This is a genomic window from Halopseudomonas aestusnigri (assembly GCF_002197985.1).
GTDB classification, from domain to species: Bacteria; Pseudomonadota; Gammaproteobacteria; order Pseudomonadales; family Pseudomonadaceae; genus Halopseudomonas; species Halopseudomonas aestusnigri.
Genome location: NZ_NBYK01000001.1, coordinates 458,367 through 484,912 on the forward strand (window position 1 = coordinate 458,367; position 26,546 = coordinate 484,912).

29 protein-coding genes are annotated in these 26,546 nt (G+C 60.0%); 28 read left to right on the forward strand and 1 reads right to left on the reverse strand.

The features are described from left to right. Positions 1 to 109 precede the first annotated feature (109 nt). Entirely contained in the window at positions 110 to 976 is an 867-nt protein-coding gene (locus B7O88_RS02225) for an alpha/beta fold hydrolase (RefSeq protein ID WP_088273552.1), read from the reverse strand. Between the two features lie 458 nt (positions 977 to 1,434). On the opposite strand from B7O88_RS02225, the gene B7O88_RS02230 reads away from it, so the two are divergent. From B7O88_RS02230 to flhB, 28 genes are all read left to right on the forward strand, one after another. Next, positions 1,435 to 1,650, forward strand: a complete 216-nt coding sequence (locus B7O88_RS02230; protein WP_140418552.1) for a hypothetical protein — start codon at positions 1,435 to 1,437, stop codon at positions 1,648 to 1,650. A 15-nt stretch (positions 1,651 to 1,665) separates the two neighbouring features. Further along, positions 1,666 to 3,279 carry a flagellin N-terminal helical domain-containing protein gene (locus B7O88_RS02235; RefSeq protein WP_088273554.1) on the forward strand — a complete coding sequence of 538 codons (1,614 nt, stop codon included), beginning with the start codon at positions 1,666 to 1,668 and terminating at the stop codon, positions 3,277 to 3,279. A 74-nt stretch (positions 3,280 to 3,353) separates the two neighbouring features. After that, the gene (locus tag B7O88_RS02240) at positions 3,354 to 3,758 is read left to right on the forward strand and encodes a flagellar protein FlaG (RefSeq protein ID WP_235005704.1); all 405 of its coding nucleotides are present in this window, start codon (positions 3,354 to 3,356) and stop codon (positions 3,756 to 3,758) included. A gap of 98 nt (positions 3,759 to 3,856) precedes the next feature. Further along, positions 3,857 to 5,308: a flagellar filament capping protein FliD gene (fliD, locus tag B7O88_RS02245; RefSeq protein WP_088273555.1), complete on the forward strand. Its 1,452-nt coding sequence runs from the start codon at positions 3,857 to 3,859 to the stop codon at positions 5,306 to 5,308. Between the two features lie 2 nt (positions 5,309 to 5,310). Next, a complete protein-coding gene (fliS, locus tag B7O88_RS02250; protein WP_088273556.1) occupies positions 5,311 to 5,679 on the forward strand; it encodes a flagellar export chaperone FliS in 369 nt (122 codons plus the stop codon). Between the two features lie 134 nt (positions 5,680 to 5,813). Then, the gene (gene fliS, locus B7O88_RS02255; RefSeq protein WP_088273557.1) at positions 5,814 to 6,197 is read left to right on the forward strand and encodes a flagellar export chaperone FliS; all 384 of its coding nucleotides are present in this window, start codon (positions 5,814 to 5,816) and stop codon (positions 6,195 to 6,197) included. A 10-nt stretch (positions 6,198 to 6,207) separates the two neighbouring features. Further along, positions 6,208 to 6,504, forward strand: a complete 297-nt coding sequence (locus B7O88_RS02260) for a flagellar protein FliT (protein ID WP_160003124.1) — start codon at positions 6,208 to 6,210, stop codon at positions 6,502 to 6,504. 278 nt (positions 6,505 to 6,782) lie between these two features. Then, positions 6,783 to 8,252, forward strand: a complete 1,470-nt coding sequence (locus tag B7O88_RS02265; RefSeq protein WP_088273559.1) for a sigma-54 dependent transcriptional regulator — start codon at positions 6,783 to 6,785, stop codon at positions 8,250 to 8,252. A gap of 110 nt (positions 8,253 to 8,362) precedes the next feature. Then, complete coding sequence (locus tag B7O88_RS02270) at positions 8,363 to 9,619, forward strand: sensor histidine kinase (protein ID WP_088273560.1); 1,257 nt, start codon at positions 8,363 to 8,365, stop codon at positions 9,617 to 9,619. Further along, a complete protein-coding gene (locus B7O88_RS02275; protein ID WP_088273561.1) occupies positions 9,606 to 11,030 on the forward strand; it encodes a sigma-54-dependent transcriptional regulator in 1,425 nt (474 codons plus the stop codon). The genes B7O88_RS02270 and B7O88_RS02275 overlap by 14 nt, the downstream gene beginning before the upstream one ends. Positions 11,031 to 11,188: 158 nt before the next feature. Continuing rightward, positions 11,189 to 11,521, forward strand: coding sequence for a flagellar hook-basal body complex protein FliE (fliE, locus tag B7O88_RS02280; RefSeq protein ID WP_088273562.1), 333 nt, complete (start codon positions 11,189 to 11,191; stop codon positions 11,519 to 11,521). 34 nt (positions 11,522 to 11,555) lie between these two features. Then, entirely contained in the window at positions 11,556 to 13,271 is a 1,716-nt protein-coding gene (gene fliF, locus B7O88_RS02285) for a flagellar basal-body MS-ring/collar protein FliF (RefSeq protein ID WP_088273563.1), read from the forward strand. After that, on the forward strand, positions 13,264 to 14,286 hold the full coding sequence (gene fliG / locus B7O88_RS02290; protein ID WP_088273564.1) for a flagellar motor switch protein FliG: 1,023 nt from the start codon (positions 13,264 to 13,266) through the stop codon (positions 14,284 to 14,286). Before fliF ends, fliG begins: the two co-directional genes overlap by 8 nt. Before the next feature lie 71 nt (positions 14,287 to 14,357). After that, positions 14,358 to 15,149, forward strand: a complete 792-nt coding sequence (fliH, locus tag B7O88_RS02295; RefSeq protein ID WP_088273565.1) for a flagellar assembly protein FliH — start codon at positions 14,358 to 14,360, stop codon at positions 15,147 to 15,149. After that, complete coding sequence (fliI, locus tag B7O88_RS02300) at positions 15,146 to 16,498, forward strand: flagellar protein export ATPase FliI (protein ID WP_088273566.1); 1,353 nt, start codon at positions 15,146 to 15,148, stop codon at positions 16,496 to 16,498. The genes fliH and fliI overlap by 4 nt, the downstream gene beginning before the upstream one ends. After that, positions 16,491 to 16,946 carry a flagellar export protein FliJ gene (gene fliJ / locus B7O88_RS02305; RefSeq protein WP_088273567.1) on the forward strand — a complete coding sequence of 152 codons (456 nt, stop codon included), beginning with the start codon at positions 16,491 to 16,493 and terminating at the stop codon, positions 16,944 to 16,946. The genes fliI and fliJ overlap by 8 nt, the downstream gene beginning before the upstream one ends. Positions 16,947 to 17,019: 73 nt before the next feature. Next, a complete protein-coding gene (locus B7O88_RS02310) occupies positions 17,020 to 17,325 on the forward strand; it encodes an STAS domain-containing protein (RefSeq protein WP_088273568.1) in 306 nt (101 codons plus the stop codon). A gap of 2 nt (positions 17,326 to 17,327) precedes the next feature. Continuing rightward, complete coding sequence (locus B7O88_RS02315; RefSeq protein ID WP_088273569.1) at positions 17,328 to 19,061, forward strand: fused response regulator/phosphatase; 1,734 nt, start codon at positions 17,328 to 17,330, stop codon at positions 19,059 to 19,061. A 38-nt stretch (positions 19,062 to 19,099) separates the two neighbouring features. Beyond that, positions 19,100 to 19,435, forward strand: a complete 336-nt coding sequence (locus B7O88_RS02320; RefSeq protein ID WP_228247224.1) for an Hpt domain-containing protein — start codon at positions 19,100 to 19,102, stop codon at positions 19,433 to 19,435. Positions 19,436 to 19,525: 90 nt separating this feature from the next. Then, positions 19,526 to 20,932 carry a flagellar hook-length control protein FliK gene (locus B7O88_RS02325; RefSeq protein WP_235005705.1) on the forward strand — a complete coding sequence of 469 codons (1,407 nt, stop codon included), beginning with the start codon at positions 19,526 to 19,528 and terminating at the stop codon, positions 20,930 to 20,932. A gap of 234 nt (positions 20,933 to 21,166) precedes the next feature. Continuing rightward, on the forward strand, positions 21,167 to 21,673 hold the full coding sequence (locus B7O88_RS02330) for a flagellar basal body-associated FliL family protein (RefSeq protein ID WP_088273570.1): 507 nt from the start codon (positions 21,167 to 21,169) through the stop codon (positions 21,671 to 21,673). A gap of 9 nt (positions 21,674 to 21,682) precedes the next feature. Then, positions 21,683 to 22,654 (forward strand): flagellar motor switch protein FliM, encoded by a 972-nt coding sequence (gene fliM, locus B7O88_RS02335; protein ID WP_088273571.1) that lies wholly within the window; start codon positions 21,683 to 21,685, stop codon positions 22,652 to 22,654. Between the two features lie 34 nt (positions 22,655 to 22,688). Further along, positions 22,689 to 23,162, forward strand: coding sequence for a flagellar motor switch protein FliN (gene fliN, locus B7O88_RS02340; RefSeq protein WP_088273572.1), 474 nt, complete (start codon positions 22,689 to 22,691; stop codon positions 23,160 to 23,162). Continuing rightward, positions 23,162 to 23,602: a flagellar biosynthetic protein FliO gene (gene fliO, locus B7O88_RS02345; protein ID WP_088273573.1), complete on the forward strand. Its 441-nt coding sequence runs from the start codon at positions 23,162 to 23,164 to the stop codon at positions 23,600 to 23,602. The genes fliN and fliO overlap by 1 nt, the downstream gene beginning before the upstream one ends. After that, entirely contained in the window at positions 23,602 to 24,351 is a 750-nt protein-coding gene (gene fliP / locus B7O88_RS02350; RefSeq protein ID WP_172409631.1) for a flagellar type III secretion system pore protein FliP, read from the forward strand. The genes fliO and fliP overlap by 1 nt, the downstream gene beginning before the upstream one ends. Before the next feature lie 11 nt (positions 24,352 to 24,362). Further along, a complete protein-coding gene (gene fliQ, locus B7O88_RS02355) occupies positions 24,363 to 24,632 on the forward strand; it encodes a flagellar biosynthesis protein FliQ (protein ID WP_088273575.1) in 270 nt (89 codons plus the stop codon). Beyond that, complete coding sequence (gene fliR / locus B7O88_RS02360; RefSeq protein ID WP_088273576.1) at positions 24,632 to 25,408, forward strand: flagellar biosynthetic protein FliR; 777 nt, start codon at positions 24,632 to 24,634, stop codon at positions 25,406 to 25,408. The genes fliQ and fliR overlap by 1 nt, the downstream gene beginning before the upstream one ends. After that, the gene (flhB, locus tag B7O88_RS02365) at positions 25,408 to 26,538 is read left to right on the forward strand and encodes a flagellar biosynthesis protein FlhB (RefSeq protein ID WP_088273577.1); all 1,131 of its coding nucleotides are present in this window, start codon (positions 25,408 to 25,410) and stop codon (positions 26,536 to 26,538) included. Before fliR ends, flhB begins: the two co-directional genes overlap by 1 nt. Positions 26,539 to 26,546: the final 8 nt, after the last annotated feature.

Consider the following 26,546-nt stretch of genomic DNA (forward strand, 5'->3'; position numbering starts at 1 on the left):
TCATACAACAGCGGCAGGGCAGGTGGTTTCCGGGAAGGTCGAGCGCCCGCTCGACCAGCAGGCAGGGATGCAGCGCTATGGCCGAGTTGGAACTCGGCCGTCCCGGAGTTCAGCCAGCCAGCGCCAGTTTCTGTCTGTCGGCGCCGGCCGTATCGCCCAGTACAAATCCTGCAACCGCCGCGCGCGTGTCCTGCAGCGCTGTCTTGTGCTCCAGCTCCAGAAAATGCCCGGTGTGCGCGATTCTGACAAAGCGTGCGTTGGTCGCCAGCTCGCCAAAACAGCGAGCATCGTCCGCGCTGGTGTACTTGTCCCATGCGCCATTGATAAACAGCAGCGGTATATCGATGTTGCGCACACAGCTCATGTATTGCCCGGCATCCAGCTCCAGCACCTGACGCACGTGAAACAGCATCTGGCTGTACTCGTGTTCCTCCAGGCTGCTGACATGGCGGAAGTTGCAGCGCTTGTATAGCGGCGGCAGGTACTCGCCGATCGTGTCGTTGATCAGCATGGCGACGGCCTGGCGGTCGCAGGCTGCCAGGTGCATCCTGCCGCGGCTCAGATAGTCCTGCATGTGCGGGTTGAGTATTGGCGAGAAGGATGTGACGACGGCCCGCCGAATACGCGCCGGCCGCTGCGCCAGTGCCAGCATGGTCGCCACGCCTCCCCACGAGAACGACATCACCTGGTCGGCCCGGAAGTGCTCAATCAGGTCCAGCAGAATCAGTGCTTCATCTTCCTTGCCTATCAACGGCAGCGACGGATTGTGCGGGCGTGAGTGACCGCTGTAGGGCTGGTCGAATAACACGACGTTGCACAGCGGCTGCAGATAGCGGAGCGTCTGGCCGAAGGCGGCGCTGGTCGCCAGCGAGCCGTTGACCAGAATGATGGTCGTGTCGCTGGCCGGGTTGGGGTAAAACCAGGTGTGCACCTTCAAATCACGGTGCACGCGAACAACAGCTTTCTCAGCGTACATGGGCACCTCGATATCAGTGGGCTTGCCGACGCGGGGCGACGATCGGAGTGCTCACAGCTAACCCCAGCCAGATGACAGGGGCGTTGCATCGCCCCTGCCTTTTGTCTGTCTTCATCTATATGTCATGGAGAGCACTAGTCACCGCGGCGCGGCAAATGCCTCACGGACACGACATGTCGTGTCCCTACGACGTAGATCGGCTTACCTCGCATCCGCAGGATGAGATATGTCGCGCGCGTACTCGCATTCACTCCGCGCATAACCACTGCACGGACACGACCTGTGATGTCCTTCCGCATGACCAGATGCAACCGCCGCCGCGGTGCGCACCGCGTCCTCGCAAACACCCCATCCGTAGGGACGCGACATGTCGCGTCCGCCAGGGCATGCGCAGACCGACGAACGGCCATGGATTGGCTGATATAGGGCTAAAGATTGGCCCGAGACGAACGATATAAGTGTCAGCTTTGATGCAGTTGTGGCGCTGGGTTTTTGACAGCTCCCTGTCGAACAGCGCCGAGGTGGCTCAGGTCATTGATGGCAAAGCAGAAAAAAAGATTGCAAAAAAGCCTAAAGGTCGCTTGAAAAGCGCCGATACAGTAATCGAATGCGAACTCAATGGGTGCCTGGGCAAAGCCGGCCCGCGGGTCGCAAGCTCAGGCAAACATCACTAGGTCGAGGTACTTATCATGGCTCTTACAGTCAACACGAACGTAGCTTCCCTGAACGCCCAGCGTAACCTGGGTTCTTCCTCCAGCAGTCTGGCTACTTCCCTGGAGCGTCTGTCCTCCGGTTCGCGCATCAACAGCGCCAAAGACGACGCCGCAGGTCTGCAAATCTCCAACCGTCTGACCAGTCAGATCAACGGTCTGAGCGTAGCCGTCAAAAACGCCAACGATGGTATCTCTCTGGCGCAGACCGCTGAAGGCGCCCTGCAGGAGTCCACCAACATTCTGCAGCGTATGCGTGATCTGGCCCTGCAGTCCGCCAACGGCGGTAACGGCGATGCAGAACGCAAGGCTCTGAACGACGAAGTCGTACAGCTGAAAAACGAGCTGGATCGTATCTCCACCACTACCAAGTTCGGCAGCAAGTCGCTATTCGACGGTGGTTTTGCCGAAAACATCCAGGTTGGCGCGCAGGCCAACGAAACCATCAGCGTCAAGATCGGCAGCTTCCGTACTACAGACCTGGGCACCACTGCCAGCCGTGACGCCACCAAGGCATCGCTGACTGCCGGCGCTGCGCCGACTTCGCTGACTATTGTTGGTGCAACTGCTGAGATTCCCGCCGTGCCTGCAGTACCAGAGGTTCCTGCGGTAGCATCTACCTACACTAGCGGTGGGACGGGGCAAGTTACTGATTTTCAGGGTGGTGCGGCGGTCTCGTTCGACCTTAATGGTACAACCATCACCCTGAATACTGATTTGACCGACGCTGCTGGTATTGCTGCTGAAATTCAGAGTCAGCTGACTGCCGACAGCAATACCGAAGTTACTGCTGCTGAATCTGGCGGCAATATTGTATTGACTAACGCAGCAGGTACAGGCGTAACCGTCACTGCAGGTACTGGTGATATTACGACCGTATTTGGCGACGCCCCTGTATCAGTAGCAGGTTCCCCGCTGGTTCCGGAAGTGCCTGAAGTACCTGCAGTGCCTGCCACGGCGGGGAATGGTTCCTTTACCATCGCAGTTAATGGTGAGCCTGCGGAAACCGTTTCTATCGATGCAGGAACCTACACCACTCTTGAGTCTCTGGCTGATAACATTAACCAGAAAATTGCTGGTAATGCCAACCTCAGTGGTGAGGTGCGCGCCACGGTAGATCAGGGGCGCTTGTCCTTTGTTACTACTGAAACGGGCGCTGATGCCGATGTGACCGTGGCCGAAGTGACTGACGGTACTGCCCTGGCTAATTTGGGCTTTAATGTCGGTACGCCGGCAGATCTCACTGCCGCCGGTGTTGATGAAGGTGCCCAGGCTGCCAACTCGGTCGAGAAGATCGACATCACCACTGTTGACGGTGCGCAGGCTGCGATTGCAACTATCGACGCTGCGCTGCAGGAAGTGGACGTGACCCGTGCCTCCCTCGGTGCGATTCAGAACCGCTTCGATTCGACCATCAGCAACCTGCAGAACGTATCCGAAAATGCTTCCGCTGCCCGCGGCCGTATCCAGGACACCGACTACGCTGCTGAAACTGCAAACCTGACCAAGAACCAGATCCTGCAGCAGGCAGGCACTGCGATCCTGGCCCAGGCCAACCAGCTGCCTCAGGCGGTTCTGAGCCTCTTGGGCTAAGAAACGATCAGGGGTAATATGCGGGGGGAAGGCATTGGCCTTCTCCCCGCTTTGTCCGTTGCGAGGTAAGCACCATGGATATGGGTGTTATCAAACCGTTTGAAGTGACCCGTCCTGCCAACAGCGCAGCTGCGGTGGAAGCGGGTGCTGGCGCGAGCCAGGTCAAGCAGATGGATGCTGCACAGAATCGTTCCTCCTCATCCGAGCCAGTGGCTACCCAGACCCGTTCCGCGGTCGGCCAGTCACCCGAAGCCGAGCGCGAGAAATTGCAGGCGGCGGTGTCGGATATACAGGGTTTTGTCCAGTCGGTTCGCCGAGACATCAATTTCAACCTTGATGAAGACAGCGGCCGGGTGGTGATTAATGTTACCGAGGCAACCAGTGGCGACGTGATTCGCCAGATTCCCTCGGAAGAGGCGTTGCGCCTGGCCGAGAACCTCTCGGAAATCCGCAGCGTGCTGTTCGAAGCAGAGGCCTGACTCTGCTTGCCGGTTTTGCTGGCACGCAACTTGCCTGATAGACCGGAACCTTCTTTTCGGCAATCGAACCGTCAGAAAACGGTCGCGAGGTAAGGATTATGGCTATCACCGGTATTGGCTCCGGCCTGGATATCAGCAATATCGTCAGCGCGCTGGTCAACGCCGAGGGCGCGCCCAAGACGGCTCAGCTGAACCGTCTCGAGAAAGCGACGACGGAAAAGTTCACTGCACTCGGGTCTTTCCGCGGTGCTCTGTCTACCTTTCAGGACACCCTCAAGAGCCTCAGCTCGCCAGACACCTACGAAAAGCGCACGGCAACCAGCGGCGACAGCAGCCTGTTTTCCGTCAAGGCGGACTCCAAGGCGGGTGCCGGGAACTACAGCGTGCAGGTGTTCAACCTGGCGCAGACCAGCAAGGTTGCGCTCAGGGGGGTTGATGATCCGGCAGCAGAGATCGGCACCGGAACCATGACCATCGCTGCCGGAGACAAGTCTTTCAGTATCGACGTCAGCGAGAACAACAACAGCCTGACCGGTATCCGCGATGCGATCAATGCGGCGGGCAAGGATAGTGGTATCAGCGCCACCATCGTGACCGATCCCAGCGGTACGGGCGGCTCGCGCCTGGTGCTCAGCTCGTCTGCCTCGGGTACCGGTAACGACGTCAGCGTGACTGTCAGCACCGATGCCGGGGATACCGGTGACCTGAGTGTGTTGGCATTTACACCCCCTGCAACCACTGACTTCGAACCGGTCGAGCCCGCGGATCCCCGCGAGCCCAAGGTGATTTCCTATGCCCGCGACGCCAGCATAGCCATTGATGGCATCACTATATCGAGTGATACCAACACCATTGATGACGCAATCGAAGGCGTCACGATTACACTGAAGAAGGCCCAGACTCAGGAAGAACTGGACGCGGCAAATACAGTCAGCCTCGCTGTTGGCGCGGACAAGGCCGGTGTCAAAAAATCGTTACAGTCCTTCGTTGATGCCTACAACAAGATGATGTCGACGACCAACTCACTGACGTCGGTTACCGAAGTGGGCGGGGATGAAAGTCAGCCACTGGCGGCGGCGCTGGTCGGTGATGCGTCGGTGCGCTCGGTGCTCTCCGGTCTGCGCAGCGAAATGGCGAGCGCTGGTGAGGGCAGTATCCGGATTCTGGCGGATCTGGGGATTCGTACGGAGCGTGACGGGTCGCTGAGTATTGATACAGAGAAGCTGGATGCCGCTCTGGAAGACAACTTTGCGGCGATCGGTAATTTCCTTGCCGGTGATGATGGCCTGATGATGCGGCTCAACAACAAGATTGATCCGTATGCAAAAGATGGCGGGATCATCGATACCCGCAACAACTCGCTGCAGAACACCCTGTCGGACATCGATGATCAGCGCGAGCGGCTCAATACCCGGCTTGCGAGCCTGGAGTCGCGTCTGCTGGCGCAGTTCAACGCAATGGACACCCTGGTGGCGAATTTGTCGAACACCAGTACCTATCTAGCAGGCCAGCTGGCTAACCTGCCTGGCGTCGTAAGGGAGAAACAGTAAGCATGGCCAATCCGATTGATACCTATAAACAGGTCAAGGTGTCCCAGGAAGTATCGCAGTATCGCGCCGTCCAGTTGTTGCTGGCCGGCGCCATCGAGCGCCTCAAGCTCGCACGCCATGCCCAGTCGATCGGCAATCCGGAGCGCCGCGGTGTGGCGGTCAGCAGCACGCTCAGCATCATCGGCGCGCTGCAGGCTTCGCTGGACAAGGATATGGGCGGCGAAATCGCCGAAAACCTGGATGCGCTGTATGACTACATGACCCGCAAGCTGGCGGGTGTGGCGCTGGATGACACGCCGCGCTCACTGGATGAAGTAATCCAGCTGTTGGGTGAAATCAAGGAAGCTTGGGATGCCATCGAGCCGGCGTGATTGACAGCGTTAAAGGCGATCTGTGGGTAACAGACCGGCTCTGGTGGGCCGGTTTTTTTATGTAAAAGGTGCTTCAGCTTTCTGCCTGCTAGCCGATACAGGGTCATGTGCCACAGCAACGCAGGATTTTGCAGATGAACGCCTACGCAGCAATGAAGCAGTACCAGACCGTCAACGTCAACGCGCAGGTCAGCGAAGCTGATCCGCACCGCTTGATTCAGATGCTGATGGAAGGCGGGCTGCAGCGTATTGCCCAGGCCAAGGGCGCCATGCAGCACGGTAACGTTGCGCTCAAGGGCGAGCGGATCGGCAAGGCGCTGGGGATTATCGGCGGTCTGCGCGAAGCGCTTAACGCTGAAAAGGGCGGAGAACTGGCGCTGAACCTGGATCGACTTTATGCTTTCATGCAGGATCGCCTGACTCAGGCCAATCTGAAGAACGACGTATCTATGCTGGATGAGGTGGCCGACCTGCTTCGTGAGGTCAAGGCCGGCTGGGACGGCATCCGCCAATCGTGAGGACTCAAGCATGGCCAATGCCGTGGAAAAACTGCAGGAAACCCACGCGTCGCTGATTGCCGCTGTTCAGGCGGGCGATTGGCAGCAGGTTGGCGAGCTGGACAAGGCCTGCCGCGAGCAGGTGCGTGTCGCCATGGAGGATCCTGCGCGTGATGATCTGCAGGTTGCTTCCACGCTTGAGGAGTTGAGCGAAACCTACCGCGAAGTCGTGGCGCTGTGTCAGGCCGTCCAGGGCAAGATTGCCGAAGAGTTGCAGGGGTTGCAACGCGGGCGGCAGGGCGCGAAGGTGTATCAGATGTTCCGCTAGTCGGACTGGGGGCTGGCTGTTTTCCGAAGTCGCTTATGCAGCAACGGAAGGTGCAGGCATGTTGCTGTCTGATGACTTGCCTGACGATCGGCGGACAGTGGAGCCGCCAACTCTGGCTCATAACATTTGACTGTGATTTTCGTGCCGACAAAGGCGCGCCAACTATTTGACTCAATAGTCGTTTCTGACTACAGTAACCGACCATAACAGAGTGTGGCGCAGCGCCATCATGGTGTTGCGAGCCGCTCCCGCCTGCTAACAGGAATAGCGCCCCGTCTATGCTGCCAAACAGTCATATCCTGCTGATTGATGATTCTGCTCAGAGTCGTCACGATCTGAGTGTCATTCTGGAGTTTCTCGGGGAAGATGCGATCATTGCCGACAGCGCCGGTTGGTTGCAGGTTGTGACCGAGCAGGTCGAGTCTGCGCGCGAAATCAAGTGCGTGATTCTCGGTCGCTGCGAGCTGGAACAGGGCTTGCCCGCGTTGTTGGGGCAGCTCGACAAGTGGGATGAGAATCTGCCGGTTATTCTGCTCGACCCGACCCAGTCGAGCAGTTGGCCTGATCATCTCAAGCAGCGTCTGCTGGCGGTCATGGAGCCGCCGCTCAGTTACAACCATCTGCTCGATGCCCTGCACCGCGCGCAGGTCTATCGTGAGGTGTTTGAGGAAAACGCCAACCGCCAGCGCCAGCGCGAACCCAACCTGTTTCGCAGCCTGGTGGGCACCAGCCGTTCAATTCAGTCTGTGCGGCAGATGATGCAGCAGGTGGCTGACACCGAGGCCACGGTGCTGATTCTGGGTGAATCGGGGACGGGCAAGGAAGTGGTCGCCCGTAACCTGCATTACCATTCGCGCCGCAAGGACGCGCCGTTCGTGCCGGTCAACTGCGGAGCCATTCCGGCCGAGTTGCTGGAAAGCGAACTGTTCGGTCACGAGAAGGGCGCCTTTACCGGCGCCATTACCAGCCGGGCGGGGCGTTTCGAGCTGGCCCAGGGCGGAACCCTGTTTCTTGACGAGATAGGCGACATGCCGCTGCCGATGCAGGTAAAGCTGCTGCGGGTGCTGCAGGAGCGTACCTTCGAGCGTGTAGGCAGCAACAAGGTGCAAAGCGCCGACGTGCGGGTGATTGCAGCGACGCACAAGAATCTGGAGCAGATGATCGAAGAGGGTACCTTCCGTGAGGACCTCTATTACCGCCTTAACGTGTTCCCCATCGATATGCCTGCCATGCGCGAGCGTATCGAAGACTTGCCGCTGCTGCTGAACGAGCTGATTACCCGCCTCGAGACCGAGAAGCGTGGCTCGATCCGGTTCAGCACCTCGGCCATCATGTCGCTGTGTCAGCATGATTGGCCGGGTAACGTGCGGGAGCTGGCCAACCTGGTGGAACGTATGGCGATCATGCACCCCCATGGGGTGATTGGCGTGGGGGAGCTGCCGCGCAAGTTTCGCTACGTCGAGGATGATCAGGATGACCTGCGTCAGCTGCGCGAGACCGAAGATGAGCGCAGCGATGCGTTCAATGGCCTGGTCGGGCTCGACAGCCCGGCATTCCTGCCGCCCGAGGGGCTGGACCTCAAGGAATACCTGGCAGGTCTTGAGCAAACGCTGATCCAGCAGGCCCTGGACGAATGCAGCGGGGTGGTCGCCCGTGCAGCTGAACGCCTGCGCATTCGCCGTACCACGCTGGTTGAGAAGATGCGCAAGTACGGTCTTAATCGCGGTGTTGACTCGTCAGAAGACTGACGCTCTCGGCCTTGGTGTTTTTTAGGTCTTTGATTTTTAAGTATTTTTCTATATTGGCATAAGGCTTGCTGTGAGAACCCTGTGTGCTTCATGTATTCAGGGGATACCCCATGGCGGCCAACGTGCAACCCAGTCAAAACCCGGCAGATGATCTTGGCGATATTGTTCGTCAGGTGCTGGCCTCCGATCGGACGACAGACAGCGATCAGCTTCAGGACGCGTTCGAGCGCTTCCAGTCAATGTCTGCCCAGCTGGGCGCTTCCCATGCGCTGCTGGAGCGGCAGGTTGCTCTGCTCAAGCGTCAACTGGCTGACAGTCAGGCGCAGCGCTCCCGTGAGCTGGCAGAGAAGGCACGCCTGGCTGGACGGCTGCAGAATGTGCTCAATCTGCTGCCTGGCGGCGTGATCGTTCTGGACGGGCGTGGCGTTGTGCGTGAAGCCAATCCCGCGGCCCGTGAGCTGCTCGGTGAGCCACTTGAGGGGCAGCTCTGGCGTGACCTGATCCAGCAACGCTTTGCTCCACGTGAAGACGATTACCATGAGGTATCACTGCGCAGCGGTCGCAGAGTTTCGTTGGCAACCCGGTCATTGCAGGGGGAGCCGGGTCAGTTGATTCTGATCCAGGATCAGACCGAGACCCGCGCGCTGCAGTCGGAACTGGCACGCAATGAGCGCCTGTCCGCACTGGGGCGGATGGTGGCGTCGCTGGCGCATCAGATTCGAACCCCGCTGGCCTCGGCGTTGCTGTATGCCGAACATCTTAATGATGCCGACCTGCCGACTGAGCACCGTACCCGGTTTTCCAGCCGCCTGCAGGGGCGGCTATTGAGTATTGAGCACCAGATTCGTGACATGCTGCAGTTTGCCAAGGGCGACCTGCCAATCAACGATTTGCTGCCGGTGTCCATTTTCTTTGAATGGCTGCAAAGCCAGGCTGAAAGCGTGATTGAAGCGCGCGGCGGGACCTGCCGCTGGGTTAACCTGCTACCCCAGGATGCAATGCTTCGCTGCAATCGCGACACGCTGGTCGGCGCCGTTATCAACCTGATCGAGAATGCGCTGCAGGCGGGTATGCCAGCGCCGCGGCTGAAGGTGGTTGCCCGCTTGATGGAAGGTCAGCTGAGCCTGAGTGTGGTGGATGCCGGTCAGGGCATGACGGCCGAGCAACTGGCGCTTATCGGTGAGCCCTTTCATACCAGCAAGCCTCAGGGTACCGGGCTTGGCGTCACGGTTGTGAAGTCGGTGGTCAATGCCCACGGTGGGGCACTGCATCTGCACAGCAAGGCTGGCTGGGGAACCAGCGCCGAGATTCTGCTGCCGCTGCGGCTATTGCCCGCAGCCAAGGAGCACCATCATGAGCAAGCCTGATATTCGTATTCTGCTGGTTGAGGATGATGCTGATCTGAGCGAGGCGCTGGCCGATACGCTGATGCTGGGTGGCTATGCCTGTCTTCAGGCGGCTGATGCCGAGTCTGCGCTCGCTTTACTTGGGCGTGAGAGCGTTAGCATGGTGGTCAGTGATGTAAACATGCCCGGCATGGACGGGCATGCGCTACTGCGCACCTTGCGCACGCAATACCCGCATTTGCCGGTGCTGCTGATGACCGCCTATGGCACCGTGCAGCAGGCGGTCAGCGCCATGCGCGAGGGGGCGGTTGATTATCTGGTCAAGCCCTTTGCACCCAAGGCGCTGCTGGAGTTGATTGCTCAGCATGCGCAAGGACGACTTGAGGGTGCCCCCGGTACGGGGCCGGTTGCGGTCGATCCCGCCAGTGTGCAGCTGCTGGAACTGGCTGCGCGAGTTGCTGGCAGTGACTCGACTGTACTGATTTCGGGTGAGTCCGGGACCGGTAAGGAAGTGCTGGCGCGCTACATCCATCAGCAATCTCCGCGGGCCGAACAGCCGTTTATTGCCATTAACTGCGCGGCCATTCCGGATAACATGCTGGAGGCCACTCTGTTCGGGCATGAAAAGGGCGCCTTTACCGGTGCCGTGGCGGCGCAACCTGGCAAGTTCGAGCAGGCCAACGGCGGCACTCTGTTGCTGGACGAAATTTCCGAAATGCCGCTGGCGCTGCAGGCGAAGCTACTGCGGGTTCTGCAGGAGCGTGAGGTCGAGCGCGTGGGTGGTCGCAAGCTGATTCGGCTGGATATCCGTATCATCGCCACCACCAACCGGGACTTGCCGGCGGAGGTGGCTGCCGGGCGCTTCCGAGAAGATCTCTACTATCGCCTGGGTGTGTTTCCGCTGCAGTGGCGGGCGTTGCGCGAGCGCCCGGCGGATATTCTGCCGATTGCCGAGCGCCTGCTGAGTAAGCACGCGAGCAAGATGAATCTGCCTAGCGTCAGTTTTTCGGCGCAGGCGGTCAAGGCACTGGAGGCGCATCCCTGGCCAGGTAACGTCCGCGAGCTCGACAACGCGGTGCAGCGCGCACTGGTGCTGCAGGCGGGGGGTGTCATTCAGCCGTCGGATTTGTGTCTCGATCTGCAGGCCGGTGGTGCAACGCCGTTGCTGCGCGCGGTACCGCCAGTCCCGCCAGTTGAATCGGCACAGCCGTCGTCGTCGGCGTTGCCCGTCGCCGACAGTGGCTGTGATCTGGGCAGCGGGGTGCGTCAGCGCGAATTTCAAATGATCATCAATGTACTGCGTGCCGAGCGCGGGCGCCGCAAGGAAGCCGCCGAGCGCCTGGGTATCAGTCCTCGCACCCTGCGTTACAAGCTCGCGCAGATGCGCGATGCCGGCCTGGATGTGGAAGGCAGCCTGTTCGCCGGTATCTGATCGTCAATTATCGTCCTCTCTCTGGCATCGGCTATTCGGCCGGTGCTGCCTTGCATTTGTCCATATGGTGGCGGGCTGACCACTGTTGGCATCAAACTTGCTGAATACCCTGTAAAGCGACTGTAGCCGTCAAAAAACCGGACGGCGTGGAGGCAAGCGTGACTCAGGGTGTTGAATTCAATCGATTGATGCTGCAAATGCGCACCATGCAAATGGAAGCCATGGGCAAGCCGCAGGCGGTCAAGCCGGCGGAGCCCAGCGTCAACGGCCCGGGCTTCGATGATCTGCTCAAGCAGGCGGTTGATCGCGTCAACGAACTGCAAAAAACCACGTCTGAACTGCAAACCGGCTATGAGCGCGGTGTAGAGGGGATCGACCTGACCGAGGTGATGATTGCCTCGCAGAAATCATCGGTTGCCTTTCAGGCGATGACGCAGGTGCGTAACAAGATGATTACCGCCTACGAAGACATCATGAAAATGCCAATCTAATCTCCCATGAGCCTGACTGTCTGAGGAAATGACAATGGATTCTGCCGGCAGCAATACCCCAGCTACCCGTGATCCGCTCGGTGCTGATCGCAAGCCGCTGATGGGACTGACCTTTCTGGACAATCTGTCGCAACTGCCGATGTTGCGCCAGTTCGGTCTGCTGGTTGGTCTGGCCGCCAGTGTGGCCATCGGGTTTGCCGTGGTGCTGTGGTCGCAAGAGCCCGAGTACCGGCCGCTTTACAACAGCATGGACGGTTTCGACGCGGGTCAGGTGGTGGAGATGCTGCAGCAGAGCCGTATCGACTACAAGGTTGAGCCGAACAGCGGCGCGCTGCTGGTTCGCAGCGAGGATCTTGCCGATGCACGTCTGCGTCTGGCCAGTGCCGGTATTTCGCCGACCGACGGCAACGTAGGCTTCGAGATTCTGGATCGTGAGCAGGGTCTTGGTACCAGTCAGTTCATGGAAACCACGCGTTACCGCCGCGGTCTTGAGGGGGAGCTGGCTCGCACCATCTCCAGCCTCTACAACGTCAAGGCAGCGCGCGTACATATCGCCATTCCGCGCTCCACCGTGTTTGTTCGCGATGATCGCAAGCCCAGCGCCTCCGTGCTGCTGGAAATGTACGCCGGTCGCCGTCTGGAGCCTGCGCAGGTGATGGCCATCGTCAATCTGGTGGCAACCAGTGTGCCGGAACTGGGTAAGGACGAAGTCACGGTTGTTGATCAGAACGGCAACCTGCTGTCCAATCAGAGCGAGCTGAACGAGCTGACAGTGGCCGGCCGCCAGTTTGATTACACCCGTCGCCTGGAAGAGACCTACACCCGCCGGGTACACAACATCCTCCAGCCGGTGCTGGGGACCGGACGTTACAAGGCCGAGGTGTCGGCGGATGTGGATTTCAGCGCAGTTGAGTCCACTGCGGAAATGTTCAGCCCCGATGCAGCGCTGCGCAGCGAGCAGGTGGTGACCGAGGCGCGTTCGGCCAATGCTGGCCCCCAGGGCGTACCGGGTGCGCTGTCGAACCAGCCGCCGGGAGCCACCCAGGTGCCTGAACAGGTTATTGACCCGGTCACTGGCCAGCCGGTTGTTGCCGCCGTACCGCAGGACAAGCGCGAGCAGGCGGTACGCAATTACGAGCTGGATCGGCAGATCAGCCATACCCGCCAGCAGCTGGGCCGTCTCAAGCGTCTTTCGGTTGCCGTTGTGGTTGACGACCCGGCACAGGTGGATCCGCAGACCGGGGAAGTCACCCGGACGCCGATCAGCGAGGCGGAAATGGCGCGCTTGACCCGTCTGGTCCAGGACGCGGTGGGGTATGATGCCAGCCGGGGTGACAGCGTCAGCGTGATCAATAGCGCGTTTGTTGCTGAAGCCGAACTGGAACCGCTGCCGGCCATCCCGTTCTGGGAGCAGCCGTGGTTCTGGGATGTTGCCAAGCAGATATTGGGTATTCTGTTTGTTCTGGTGCTGGTCTTCGCGGTGCTGCGCCCGGCGCTCAAGAACCTGACAGTCGCTGGCAAGGGCGGCAGTGACAACTATCCGGCGCTGGCTGGCGGAGGTTACGATGGCATGGACGGCGGCCTGCGTGATGATCAGGTGAGTCTGTCCGGTCCGTCCTCCGGTCCGGTATTGTTGCCGCCGCCCGGCGCCGGCTACGAACAGCAGCTCAATGCGATCAAGGGCCTGTTGGCCGAAGACCCGGGTCGGGTGGCACAGGTCGTAAAAGAGTGGATTAACGCCGATGAGTGATGACGCCAGCAAACGCCCGGCCAAACTGTCCAAGCTGGATAAGGCGGCCATTTTCCTGCTCAGCCTCGGTGAGTCCGATGCGGCGGCGATTCTCAAGCACATGGGGCCCAAGGAAGTTCAGCGGGTCGGCAGTGCCATGGCTGGATTGCGCACTGTACAGCGCGATCAGGTTCAGGAAGTCATGGGCGACTTTATCGAGGTGGTGGGCGAGCAGACCGGTTTGGGCGTTGGCGCCGATTCCTATATCCGCACCATGCTTACCCAGGCATTGGGGGAGGACAAGGCCAACAGCCTGGTTGACCGCATTCTGCTTGGCGGCAGCACCTCGGGTCTGGACAGCCTGAAGTGGATGGAGCCGCGTGCCGTTGCTGATGTGATCCGCTACGAACATCCGCAGATTCAGGCCATTGTGGTGGCCTATCTTGACCCTGATATGGCCGCTGAGGTGGTTGGCTATTTCGACCACAAGGTGCGGCTGGACATTCTCCTGCGCGTTGCCGCTCTCAATACCGTGCAGCCATCGGCTCTGAAAGAACTGAACGAGATTCTCGAGAAGCAGTTTGCCGGCAACTCCAATACCTCGCGCGCGTCCATGGGCGGTGTCAAACGCACGGCCGACATCATGAACTTCCTTGAGTCCAGCGCCGAGTCGCAGCTGATCGAGTCGATCCGTGAAATCGACGAGGACCTCTCCTCCAAGATCGAGGATCTGATGTTCGTGTTCGATAACCTGGCAGATGTGGATGACCGCGGCATCCAGGCGCTGCTGCGCGAGGTCTCCTCCGAGGTGCTGATTGTCGCGCTCAAGGGTGCCGACGAGGCAATCAAGGAGAAGATCTTCCGCAATATGTCCAAGCGCGCGTCCGAGTTGCTGCAGGACGACCTGGAAGCCAAGGGGCCGGTCCGTATCAGCGAGGTCGAGGCTGCACAGAAGGAAATTCTCACCATTGCACGCCGCATGGCCGACGCCGGCGAAATTGTGCTCGGCGGCAAGGGTGGCGAAGAGATGATCTGAGCCCGGCAATCGCTGCCCTGCACATCGCGCGGTGGTATGCTGGCCGGGTTTTCCAAGCGGGGTAGGGTGTCATGTCGCAGGTCAAGAACGAAAGCGAGCTGTTGCGCAGTGGTGATGTATCAGCGTTCAGTCGCTGGGATCTGCCGAGCTTTGACGCCGAGCCGCATCATATTCCACTTGAGCGAGCGGCTGAGGCTGCGGCCAAGCCGGAAGCCGAAGCAGAAGCGGCGGCTGATCCGCAGGAGCTGGACGTGGAAGCGGTCAAGCCTTTCACCGTGGAGGAGCTTGAACAGATCCGCGAGGAAGCCTACAACGAAGGCTTTGCCACCGGAGAAAAGGACGGCTTTCATTCCGGTCAGCTCAAGGCGCAGCAGGAAGCCAAGGCCGTACTGGCCAAGCGCACTGCAGAGCTGGACGCCCTGATGGCCCAGTTGATGGCGCCGCTCAAGCAGCAGGACGAGCAGATCGAAGACATGCTGCTGATGCTGCTGGAGCAGATGCTGCGCGCAGTGTTGCAGCGGGAAATGCAAGTCGATCGGGCGCAGGTGGTCAGCGTCCTGCGTTCGGCGCTCAAGGCATTGCCGGTGGGTGCCGAGAATATTCGGATTTACCTCAACCCCCTCGATTTCGAAAGCATCAAGGCCCTGCGTGAGCGCCACGATGAGAGCTGGCGTCTGCTTGAGGACGATCAGTTGATGCCCGGCGGCTGCCGGATTGAAACCGAGCACAGCCAGGTTGATGCTACGCTGGAAACCCGTCTGCAGCAATTGATCGCGCAGCTGTACGAGCAGCGCCGCGAGCAACGTGCGCATCCTCCCGCCGCCGACTTGCCGATTCCCGAGCGTGGTGCGGAGCCGCAATGAGCAAGCCCCAGCGCATCAGCTTCGTTCGCCGGTTGTCGGGGTATCAGCAGGCGCTGCACTTGCCGGCGCAGCCGGTGGTCGAGGGCCGCCTGATCCGTATGGTGGGTCTGACCCTTGAAGCTGAGGGCTGCAAGGCGCCGATCGGCAGCCGCTGTCTGGTCATCAGTGACACGCTGCAGGGCGAGAGTCAGATCGAAGCCGAGGTCATGGGCTTTGCCGGCAGCAAAATTTACCTGATGCCGGTTGATCGTCTTGAGGGACTGCAGCCAGGGGCTCGGGTGGTACCTTCAGCCGGTGGCGGCAAGCTGCCGATGGGGTTTGCCATGCTGGGCCGGGTGGTGGATGGCATTGGTCGTCCGCTGGACGGCAAAGGTAACTTCAAGGCCGAAGACTGGGTGGATATCAACGGCCCGACGATCAATCCGCTCAAGCGCCACCCCATTGAAGAAACGCTGGATGTCGGCATTCGCTCCATTAACAGTTTGCTGACGGTCGGCCGTGGCCAGCGCCTCGGCCTGTTTGCCGGCAGCGGCGTCGGCAAGAGTATGCTGCTGGGCATGATGACGCGCTTCACCGATGCCGATATCACCATTGTCGGGCTGGTTGGCGAGCGGGGCCGGGAGGTCAAGGAGTTCATTGAACAAATCCTCGGCGAGGAGGGCATGGCGCGCTCTGTGGTGGTTGCCTCGCCTGCCGATGATGCCCCCTTGATGCGATTGCGCGCGGCAATGTACTGCACCCGCATCGCTGAATACTTTCGTGATCAGGGCAAGAACGTGCTGTTGCTGATGGATTCTCTGACCCGTTTTGCCCAGGCCCAGCGCGAGATTGCATTGGCCATTGGCGAGCCGCCGGCGACCAAGGGTTATCCGCCTTCGGTGTTTGCCAAGCTGCCACAGCTGGTTGAGCGCGCCGGCAATGCCGAGCAGGGCGGAGGGTCAATTACCGCGTTCTACACGGTGCTGTCCGAGGGGGATGACCAGCAGGATCCGATTGCCGACGCCTCGCGGGCGATTCTCGATGGGCACGTGGTGCTGTCGCGTCGTCTGGCCGAAGAGGGGCATTATCCGGCCATTGATATTGAAGCCTCGATCAGTCGTGCCATGCCGCAGATTGTTCCGCAGGCGTATTTGCAGAAGGCGCAGCTGTTCAAACAGCTCTATGCCCGCTATCAGCAGAGTCGCGACCTTATCAGCGTCGGTGCTTACGCCGCCGGATCAGACCCGTTGACGGACAAGGCCATGGAAAAGATGCCTTCGATGCAGGGCTTTCTGCGTCAGGGGCTGCATGAGAGCGTGTCGCTGACCGACAGTCAGACCGGCCTGGAACAGATTCTGGGCAATGAGTGAAGCGCGTATTCGCCGGCTTGCGCCGGTACTGGATATGGCGCTGGACGAGGAGCGCAAGGCAGCCAAAGTGCTTGGACAATGCCAGAAGCAGTTCGAAGAGGCCGAGGTTCGTTTGCGTGATCTGGAATACTACTGTTCGGAATACGCCAAGGGTTGGAGCCAGCGGGGCTCCCAGGGCGTTGGTCGCGACTGGTTGATGAACTACCAGCGCTTCATGGCGCAGATGGAGGTGGCGATTGATCAGCAGCGGCAGACCGTACGCTGGCATGGCGAGAGTATCGACCGTGCGCGAGAGCACTGGCGCCAGCGCTATCAGCGGCTCGAAGCGCTGCGCAAGCTGATCGAGAAGTACCGGCAAGAGGCGCAGGCCAGAGCAGACAGGCAGGAGCAGAAGCTGCTCGACGAGCTATCCCAGCGCGCCCACTCGCAGCGCACAAATAATTCCTGACAGTAGCCGGACCCTGTGCTAAAACAAATTCTGAGTTGGCGTTTGCCAGCGTAGGACCTGACAGGGAGAAAACATGTCAATTCAGGCGTCAATGTCCACCGATAGCCAGGTTTTGACCATCAGCGTAAACGGGCGTTTTGACTTCAGTGCCCATCAGGATTTTCGCAACGCCTATGAACGTGGCGGCTTGACTCCCAGGCAGTATGTCGTTGACCTGCAGGATACCGACTATATCGATAGCTCGGCGCTGGGCATGCTGCTGCTGTTGCGTGATCATGCTGGTGGCGACAGCGCCGATGTGCGTATCGTTCACTGTAACCCGGATGTGCGCAAGGTTCTGAGTATCTCCAACTTCGAACAGCTGTTCAGCATCGAATAATCATGTCCAGTACCGGCGCTGACGGCATAGACCCGGATCAGGGTGCCCGGCCGTTGATGGTGCTGGTGGCTGATGACAACCCTGCCGACCGCATGATCCTACGGCGCCTGGTCGAACGCCTTGGGCACCAGGTCCATGAGGCAGAGCATGGGCAACAGGCCGTCGAGCTGTTCGCCTTGCATTCCCCCGATATTGTGCTGCTTGATGCGCTGATGCCCACCATGGACGGCTTTGAAGCAGCCCGCAGGATCAAGCTGCATGCGGGTGAGGATCTGGTGCCGATCATTTTTCTCACCAGCCTGACGGAGACGGGTGCGCTGGTGAAGTGTCTTGAAGCCGGCGGTGACGACTTTTTGACCAAGCCCTATAACCCGGTGATCCTGGAAGCCAAGATACGCGCGTTCCGACGCATGCGTGAAATGCATCAGACCCTGCAAAGCCAGCGCGATGTCATCGCCGGGCAGCATGCCGGGCTGCTGCGGGATCAGCAGCTTGCCAAAATCGTGTTTGACCGGGTGGCGCACGCTGGTGCGCTGAACGACAGCTGCCTGCGTTACCTGCAATCGGCCTACGCGATGTTCAATGGCGATATTTTGCTGGCGGCGCACCGACCGTCCGGTGAGCTGCACCTGCTGCTGGGCGACTTTACCGGCCACGGACTCTCTGCCGCGATCGGGGCGATGCCACTGGCTGAAGTGTTTTATGCCATGACCGCCAAGGGGTTTGCGCTGCGGGATATTCTGCTTGAGCTTAATGGCAAGCTTGGCCGAATCCTGCCGGTGGGGATCTTCTGCTGCGCAGTACTGATTGAGCTGAACGCCGCCAAGGGGCTGGTGGAAGTCTGGAACGGCGGTCTGCCTGAGGTGCTGATTCTCGGCCGCGATGGCGCGTTGCTGCAGCGGGTGCCGTCCTCCAATTTACCGCTTGGGGTGGCCAATCGTGAGCGCTTCAATCCCGAGCCGACGGTTATGGCAATGCAACCGGGCGAGCGTTTGCTGTGCTGGACCGATGGCATCATTGAATGCCGCAATGCTGCGGGCGAACAGTTTGGCGAGCATGGGGTGCTGCAGGCGGTCGCTGCGCATGCCGGTCGGCCGGATGAGGTGTTTGACGGATTGCTTGACGCTCTGGCGCATTTCCACGGCAGTGCAGAGGACGATATCAGTCTGTTACAGGTTGTCATGCCAGAGCGTGAGCTGGCGCAGGCGGTATTGCCCGGGGCCTTGGGGGGGGCAGCCCAGACAGGGCAAGACTGGCAGCTGAGCTACACCTTTCGCGCGGCAGCCATTCGCGAGCAGAACCCGTTACCATTTCTGATGCAGACGCTGATGTCGGTACAGGGGCTGCGCAGCCGCGCCGGGAGTCTGTTCACGGTGCTCAGCGAGCTCTACAGCAATGCTCTCGAACACGGTCTGTTGCGACTGGAGTCAGCCTGGAAGCAGGACTCCGACGGCTTTGCGTTCTACTATCAGGAGCGCGGTGCCCGTCTGCAGAGGCTGGACAATGGCTGGATTCGCTTCTGGCTGGACCATCAGCCTGTTGCCGGGGGTGGTTGTCTGACCATCGAGTGCGAGGACAGCGGCGCCGGTTTCGCGTCGCCTGGTACCTCGGCTGACTATGCCGGGCGCGGGCTGGCGCTGATCAGCGCGTTGGCCGATGAGGTCAGCTTCAGCGCGCAGTGCAGCCGGGTCAGGGTGGTCTTCCACTGGTCGCTTGGGCATACTGATCCGCACTGAGAATTGAACATACCCCCATCGAAAAGGAATACAGCGCGATGGCAGATCGCAAGCCGGACATGGATGTGACTGTGCAGCAGGGCCTGCGGGAGTTGATGCAGGATGACTACCCGCTGTTGCTGGAGACGTTTCTGGCCGATGCCGGCAAGCGTTTGCGTCAATTGCACGACGCCCTGGCTCAGGGTGACATGAATGCCTACCGTCAGGCAGCGCACAGCTTCAAGGGCAGCGCCGGCAACATGGGAGCCCTGGCGCTGGAACAGGCCTGTCTGGACGCCGAAGCCGCTGGTGTAGCGGGGGATCAGCAGGTCGCAGCCAGCGTGCTGATTGAGATTGAGCAGGCGTTTGACCGCCTGCAACCGTTGCTCGCGTAGTCTTTACTTCCCACGTTTTCAATATTGGCCCGCAGTTTGCAGATACTCTCCTGACATATTGGCCAAGCCTTTTCAGGTGGAGATGACATCATGCCGGTCGGGCAGAATCTGATGGCGCTTTTCAGCGCCGACTTTTCCCGTGACACAGTCTCCGGTATTGCTTCCGGTCGCAGCAAGGCAGGCGATTCCGGGGCAGTGGCGGCGTTTTCGGCGATTCTTGCCGAGCAGACGCCAGAGGATCTGGATGCCCTGATGCAGCAGCTTGCTCAGGCGACCGGCGCGGACCAGGCGGCGCTGCCGCTGCCTGCCCTTGTTGCCGCAGACGGCAAGGATTTGCCGGAAAGCATGCAGAGCTGGTTTCAGCAGTTGGCGCAGCTGGTGGGCGCCGCCGACGCCGCCTCTGCAGAGGAAGTAGCTACGGATGATGGGCTGGCTGGGGATGACTCCGACAGCATCCTGGCGGGAATCAGTGAACAATGGCAGCAGTGGCTCGCACGTCTGCCGAGTCAGGAAGCATCCGCTGGCACTGAAGCTGGCGACGGGGCTTTGACGCCTGGCGTCAATCCTGCTGCCGCTGCGCTTGTAGCTGTTGAGGCAGCGGCGCAGGCTGCGCCTGCTGAGGATGAGGCGGGTGACCCGCTGCTTGCGGGCGCAGGACGCGGCCCGTCCGGAGCCGATCTGGCTGCGCAGCTGCGCGCGCTGCTGCGGGGTGACGCTCAGGCCGGCGCGTCCGCCGATGCGTCTGCCCGCGAGGCGGCAACCCGGGCGGCGGAGGGCACCACAGCTCAGGCTGAGGCCGGCAATCGTCAGGTGCTGTCCGACACCCAGCAGCAGCGTGTGCTGCAGGGGGTGGGCGGTGAACAGCCGGCCTCTGTCGGCAAGCTTATCGAGCAGCTTGAGTCACGCCTCGCGGCGCGCGCTGGCGGCCTGGATGCTGAATCAGCTGATGCCGGCAAGAGCGCCGCCGCGGCGCAATTGCATGCCAATGGGCAGTCTGCGCTGACCGCTCGACCGGTCACCGGCGTGGCTCAGACCCTGGGTGTACCCATGGGGCAGGCCGGCTGGAGCGAGGCGGTGGTCAACAAGGTGATGTGGATGTCCAGCCAGAATGTGAAGTCGGTTGAGATTCAGCTCGATCCGGCAGAGCTCGGGCCGCTGGAAATCCGGATTCAAACCCGTGGACAGGAGCACCAGGTGCAGTTTGTCAGTCAGCATGCAGGCGTGCGCGATGCGCTGGAAGGGCAGATGCATCGACTGCGTGAAATGTTTACCCAGCAGGGGGCATCGCTGGTCGACGTCAACGTATCCGATGGCTCGGCGGATGGACGTCAGTCCCAGAGCGCTTTCGCCGGTCCGGCGGATCAGGGCGGCAGCAGTGGCCGCGGCAGTCATGGCGCTGCTGCGTCCCATGGTAGTGAAGACATACCGGCCGATGATCCTGCCGCTACACTGCAGACCCGACTGGCGGCCGCGCGGCTGGTTGACTACTACGCCTGATACACCCGCTCAGGGTTATCTGACATCGAGGTAGCTTCGGCTGCCTCGGTTCTGTCGCCCGGCCCGCACCGGGCAGCAAAGACATTTTTCCTTCAAGTCAGTATCCTATGACCTTTGCTGGCGCGTCGGTATTGCTGCAGTGCGCTGGTGCGCACAGTTGGCCTGATACTGGCACGCTGGATGCATGCATCTACATGAACCGTGGCTGAAAGGCCTAATTGACGGAATATTGGCATGGCAAAGCAATCGGAATCTGTCGAAGACGACGTGCAGGAAAAGCCGGCAAAGAGCCGCAAAAAACTTTTCATACTGATCGGTATCGGGCTGCTTGCCCTGCTGATCTCGGCGGGCGGCGTTGCCTTCTTTCTGCTCGGTGGCGAGGACGCCCCCGAGCAAGAGGTGTCGGCAGAGCCGGTGCAGCAGGAAGCCATTTATCAGCCGCTGGATCCGGCCTTTGTCGTCAACTATGCAGTGTCCGGTCGCCAGCGCTACATGCAGGTCAGTGTGGTGCTGATGAGTCGCGATGCCGCTGGCATGGCCAAGCTCAACCAGCACCTGCCGCTGATTCGCAATCAGTTGGTAATGCTGTTTGGCAGTGAGGATTTCGAGTCGCTGATGACGCCTGAAGGCAAGCAGGCGCTGCGCGACAAGGCGACCCTGGCCGTCAAGGCGTTGCTTGAAAAGGAAGTAGGTAACCCGGTCATCGAATCGGTGCTGTTTACCAACATGGTTCTTCAATAGGACACATCTATGGCCGTACAGGATCTGCTGTCCCAGGATGAGATCGACGCCCTTCTGCATGGTGTGGATGATGGCGCCATTGATACCGATCTCGACAGTGACCCCGGTTCGATCAAGAGTTATGACCTGACCAGCCAGGATCGTATCGTACGCGGGCGTATGCCTACGCTGGAAATGATCAACGAGCGTTTCGCCCGCTACACCCGTATCAGCATGTTCAACTTGATGCGTCGCTCCGCTGACGTGGCCGTTGGCGGCGTGCAGGTAATGAAGTTTGGCGAGTACGTCCACACTCTGTATGTGCCGACCAGTCTCAATCTGGTGAAGATGAAGCCGCTGCGCGGCACGGCACTGTTCATCCTGGACGCCAAGCTGGTGTTCAAGCTGGTCGACAATTTCTTTGGTGGCGATGGTCGTCACGCCAAGATCGAAGGGCGTGAATTTACGCCGACCGAACTGCGCGTCGTGCGCATGGTGCTGGACCAGGCGTTTGTGGATCTCAAGGAGGCCTGGCAGGCGGTTCACGATGTCACCTTTGAATACGTCAACTCCGAGGTAAACCCGGCACTGGCCAACATTGTCAGTCCGAGCGAGGTGGTGGTGGTCTCAACCTTCCATATCGAGCTCGATGGCGGCGGTGGCGATCTGCATGTCACCATGCCCTATTCGATGATCGAGCCGCTGCGCGAGGTCCTTGATTCGGGCGTTCAGTCTGATGTGGACGAGCATGACGAGCGCTGGGTGCGTGCCCTGCGAGAAGAAATCACCGGTGTGAAGGTGCCGCTGAACGCGACCGTGGTCAAAACCGAGCTCAAGTTGCGTGATCTGCTGAGCATGCAGGCAGGTGATGTGATCCCGGTGGAGATGCCCGACTATATGGTGCTCTGTGCCAACGGCGTGCCCACCTTCAAGAGCAAGCTGGGGTCGGTCAAGGGCAACCTGGCGCTGCAGATTCTTGGGCCGGTCACGCGACCGCGCTGATCGACCACCACAATTAATAACAGGGGACAGCGAGATGGCTGACGACAACAAACCCGATGAAATCAGCCCGGAAGAGCAGGCTCTGGCGGATGAGTGGGCGGCGGCGCTGGATGAGGCCGGTAACGCCAATCAGGACGACATTGATGCGATGCTGGCTCAGACCGGTTCGCAGCCACGCATGCCGATGGAAGAGTTCGATGCCTCGGCACGCACCAGCCGCTCCGCCGAGGACATGGACCCCGGCGACAGCCCGAATCTGGACGTCATTCTTGACATTCCGGTCACCATCTCGATGGAGGTCGGCAATACCGAGATCACCATTCGCAACCTGTTGCAGCTGAATCAGGGCTCGGTGGTGGAGCTGGATCGGCTGGCCGGGGAGCCGCTGGACGTCAAGGTAAACGGTACGCTGATTGCACATGGTGAGGTGGTGGTGGTGAACGAAAAGTTCGGCATCCGTCTGACCGACGTGATCAGCCCCTCCGAACGCATCAAGAAGCTGCGTTGATGCGCACGTTGATCGCGACGCTTCTGGCGTCTGCGCCGTTGCAGGTGCTGGCGCAGGCGACTGAGCCTGCAGCCGTCGCGGCAGTGGGTAATGTCGGCGGCGGATCGCTGGCCTTGCAGCTTGGCCAGTTGGCCCTGGGGCTGGGGTTTGTGGTTGGCCTGATTGTGCTGCTGGGGTGGCTGCTGCGTCGAGTCGGTCCGCTCGCAGCCCAGGGTGGCCAGCATATCCGTCTGGTCAGCAGCCTGCCGCTCGGGCCTCGCGATCGTTTGCTTCTGGTCGATGTGGGGGGTACGCAGATGCTGCTCGGGGCTTCCCCGGGTCGTATCAATACATTGCATGTGTTTGACCATCCGGTGGCGGAGCTTCAGGCCGATGTCGCAGCCAATGGCGATTTTGCTCGCAAGCTGCAGGCGCTGCTGAAAAGAGAGGGGCAATCGTGATGCGCTGGCTGGGACTTTTCCTGATCCTGCTTGCGCCGTCGGTTCTGGCCCAGTCAGCTGCTGATCCGCTGACCATGCCGGCGATCACCTTGAGTACCGACAGCGAGGGGCAGCAGACCTATTCAGTCAGTCTGCAGATTCTGCTGCTGATGTCGGCGCTGACCTTTATTCCCGCCTTTGTCATGATGATGACCAGCTTCACCCGGATCATCATCGTGTTCGCTATCTTGCGTCAGGCGCTGGGCTTGCAGCAAACGCCGTCCAGTCAGGTATTGATCGGTCTGGCGCTGTTTCTGACCCTGTTTATCATGGCGCCGGTGTTCAGCAAGATTAACGAATCGGCCCTTCAACCCTATCTGAATGAGCAGATGCAGCCGCAGCAGGCGTTGGAAGCGGCCAGCCTTCCATTGCGTGAGTTCATGCTGGCGCAGACCCGTGAAACGGATCTGGAGCTGTTTGTACGTCTGGCCAAGCGTACCGATCTGACCGGGCCGGACGAGGTACCGTTTCATATTCTGGTGCCGGCGTTCGTGACGTCCGAGTTGAAAACCGCCTTTCAGATCGGCTTCATGATTTTTATACCCTTTCTAGTTATCGACCTGGTGGTGGCCAGCGTGCTGATGGCCATGGGTATGATGATGTTGTCGCCATTGATCATATCGTTGCCGTTCAAGATCATGCTGTTCGTACTGGTTGACGGCTGGGCGCTGATTATCGGTACCCTGGCCGCCAGTTTCGCGGTTCCCTAGGAGGCCTGCAGATGAGTCCGGAAGTGGCGGTTGGTCTGTTCAGTCAGGCGTTGTGGCTGACCTCGGTGGTGGTCGCCATTGTGGTTCTGCCCAGTCTGGTCATTGGTTTGATCGTCGCCATGTTTCAGGCTGCGACCCAGATCAACGAGCAGACGCTCAGTTTTCTGCCGCGTCTGCTGGTCACCTTTATTACGTTGATCTGGCTTGGCCCCTGGCTGGCTACCCAGATGGTCGAATTTACCGACACGCTGTATCGCCAGATTCCCGGATTGATCGGCTGATGATCGAGTTGTCCAGCGCCGAGCTCAGTCGCTGGGTGGCAAGCTACCTGTGGGTGCTGTTTCGCATAGCCTCCCTGTTGATGACCATGCCGGTACTTGGCACCCAGCTGCTGCCTGTGCGCGTGCGTCTGTATTTCGCATTGGCTCTGACCTTGCTGATTGCGCCGCAGGTGGGTGAGGTGCCGTTGCTGGACGCGCTGTCGCTGAGTACCTGGATAGTGATTGGCGAACAGATCCTGATCGGCGCGGCAATGGGGTTCTCACTGCAACTGCTGTTTCAGGTCCACGTGTTGGCGGGGCAGATCATTGCAATGCAGATGGGCCTCGGTTTCGCCTCCATGAATGATCCGTCTACCGGCATTTCCGTCGCTGTGGTGGCGCAGGTGTTTACCATGCTGGTCACGCTACTGTTTCTGGCAATGAACGGCCATTTGGTCGTGCTGGAAGTGCTGGCCGAGAGCTTTACTACTCTGCCGATCGGGGAGAGCCTGGGACGCATGGACTTTCAGGCATTGGTTCTGCGATTTTCCTGGGTTATGGCCGCGGCCATTCTGATCGGTATGCCAGCCATTACGGCGCTGTTGATCGTCAATATCTCATTTGGCGTCATGATGCGCGCGGCACCGCAGCTGAATATCTTCTCGATCGGTTTTCCGCTGACGCTGGTTTTCGGCCTGTTCATCTTGTGGGTCATGATGGGTAATGTACTGGGGCAGTATCAGGAGCTGGCGTCGGATGCGCTGATCTGGCTTCGCGGTCTGGTGAGGGCGAGCTGATGGCAGAGTCCGACAGCGGTCAGGAACGCACAGAGGAGCCCACGAGCAAGCGACTCAAGGAGTCGCGTGACAAAGGGCAGGTTGCGCGCTCGCGCGAGCTCAATACCCTCGCTGTCGTGATGGTTTCAGCGGTTGGCTTGCTCATGCTGGGCCCGGCAATGGCGCAGAAGATGATGGATCTTATGGTCTTCAATTTCTCGCTGGAGCGCGAAGCGCTCTATGCTAACGACTCCATGGGACTGCATCTGTTTGCCTCGTTGCGCGAGGGTCTGGAGATCCTCGGCCCTCTGTTTGGTCTGTTGCTGATTGCATCCATTGTCGGCCCGATCATGTTGGGCGGCTGGCTGTTCAGTATCAGCTCGCTGGCGCCGAAGTTTGAGCGGATGGACCCGCTGGCGGGTCTCAAACGGATGTTTTCGATCAAGGCGCTGGTGGAGCTACTCAAGGCGCTGGCGAAGTTTCTGGTGGTGTTGGGTGTGGCGCTGGTGGTGCTGCAGGTGCGCACCGAGGACTTGCTCAGCATGGCCAAGGAACCGCTGCCGGCCGCCATCATTCACAGCGCCTGGGTGCTTGGCTGGTCGCTGCTGATTCTGTCCTGTTCGCTGATTTTGATCGCGGCGGTGGATGCGCCTTTCCAGCTGTGGGATCACAAGCAGAAACTGCGTATGACCAAGCAGGAAATCAAGGATGAGTACAAGGATTCCGAAGGCAAGCCCGAGGTGAAATCGCGGATCCGTCAGTTGCAGCGGGAAATGGCCGAACGGCGGATGATGAGCAAGGTGCCGCAGGCAGACGTAGTGATTACCAACCCGACCCATTTTGCGGTTGCCTTGAAGTATGATCCGTTGTCTTCTGGTGCGCCGGTGGTGCTCGCCAAGGGGGCTGATTTTATCGCCCAGCGTATTCGCGAGGTAGCTAACGAGAACCAGATCATCATTCTCGAGTCGCCGCCGCTGGCGCGAGCGGTCTATTACAGCACCGAGATCGACCACGAGATTCCATCCGGGCTGTATCTGGCTGTGGCGCAAGTGCTGGCATATGTATTCCAGTTGCGCCAGTATCGGGCGGGGCAGGGTAAGCGGCCGGGGCCGATGCCGGACCCGACCATCCCGGATGATCTCAAGCGTTGAGGCTGAAG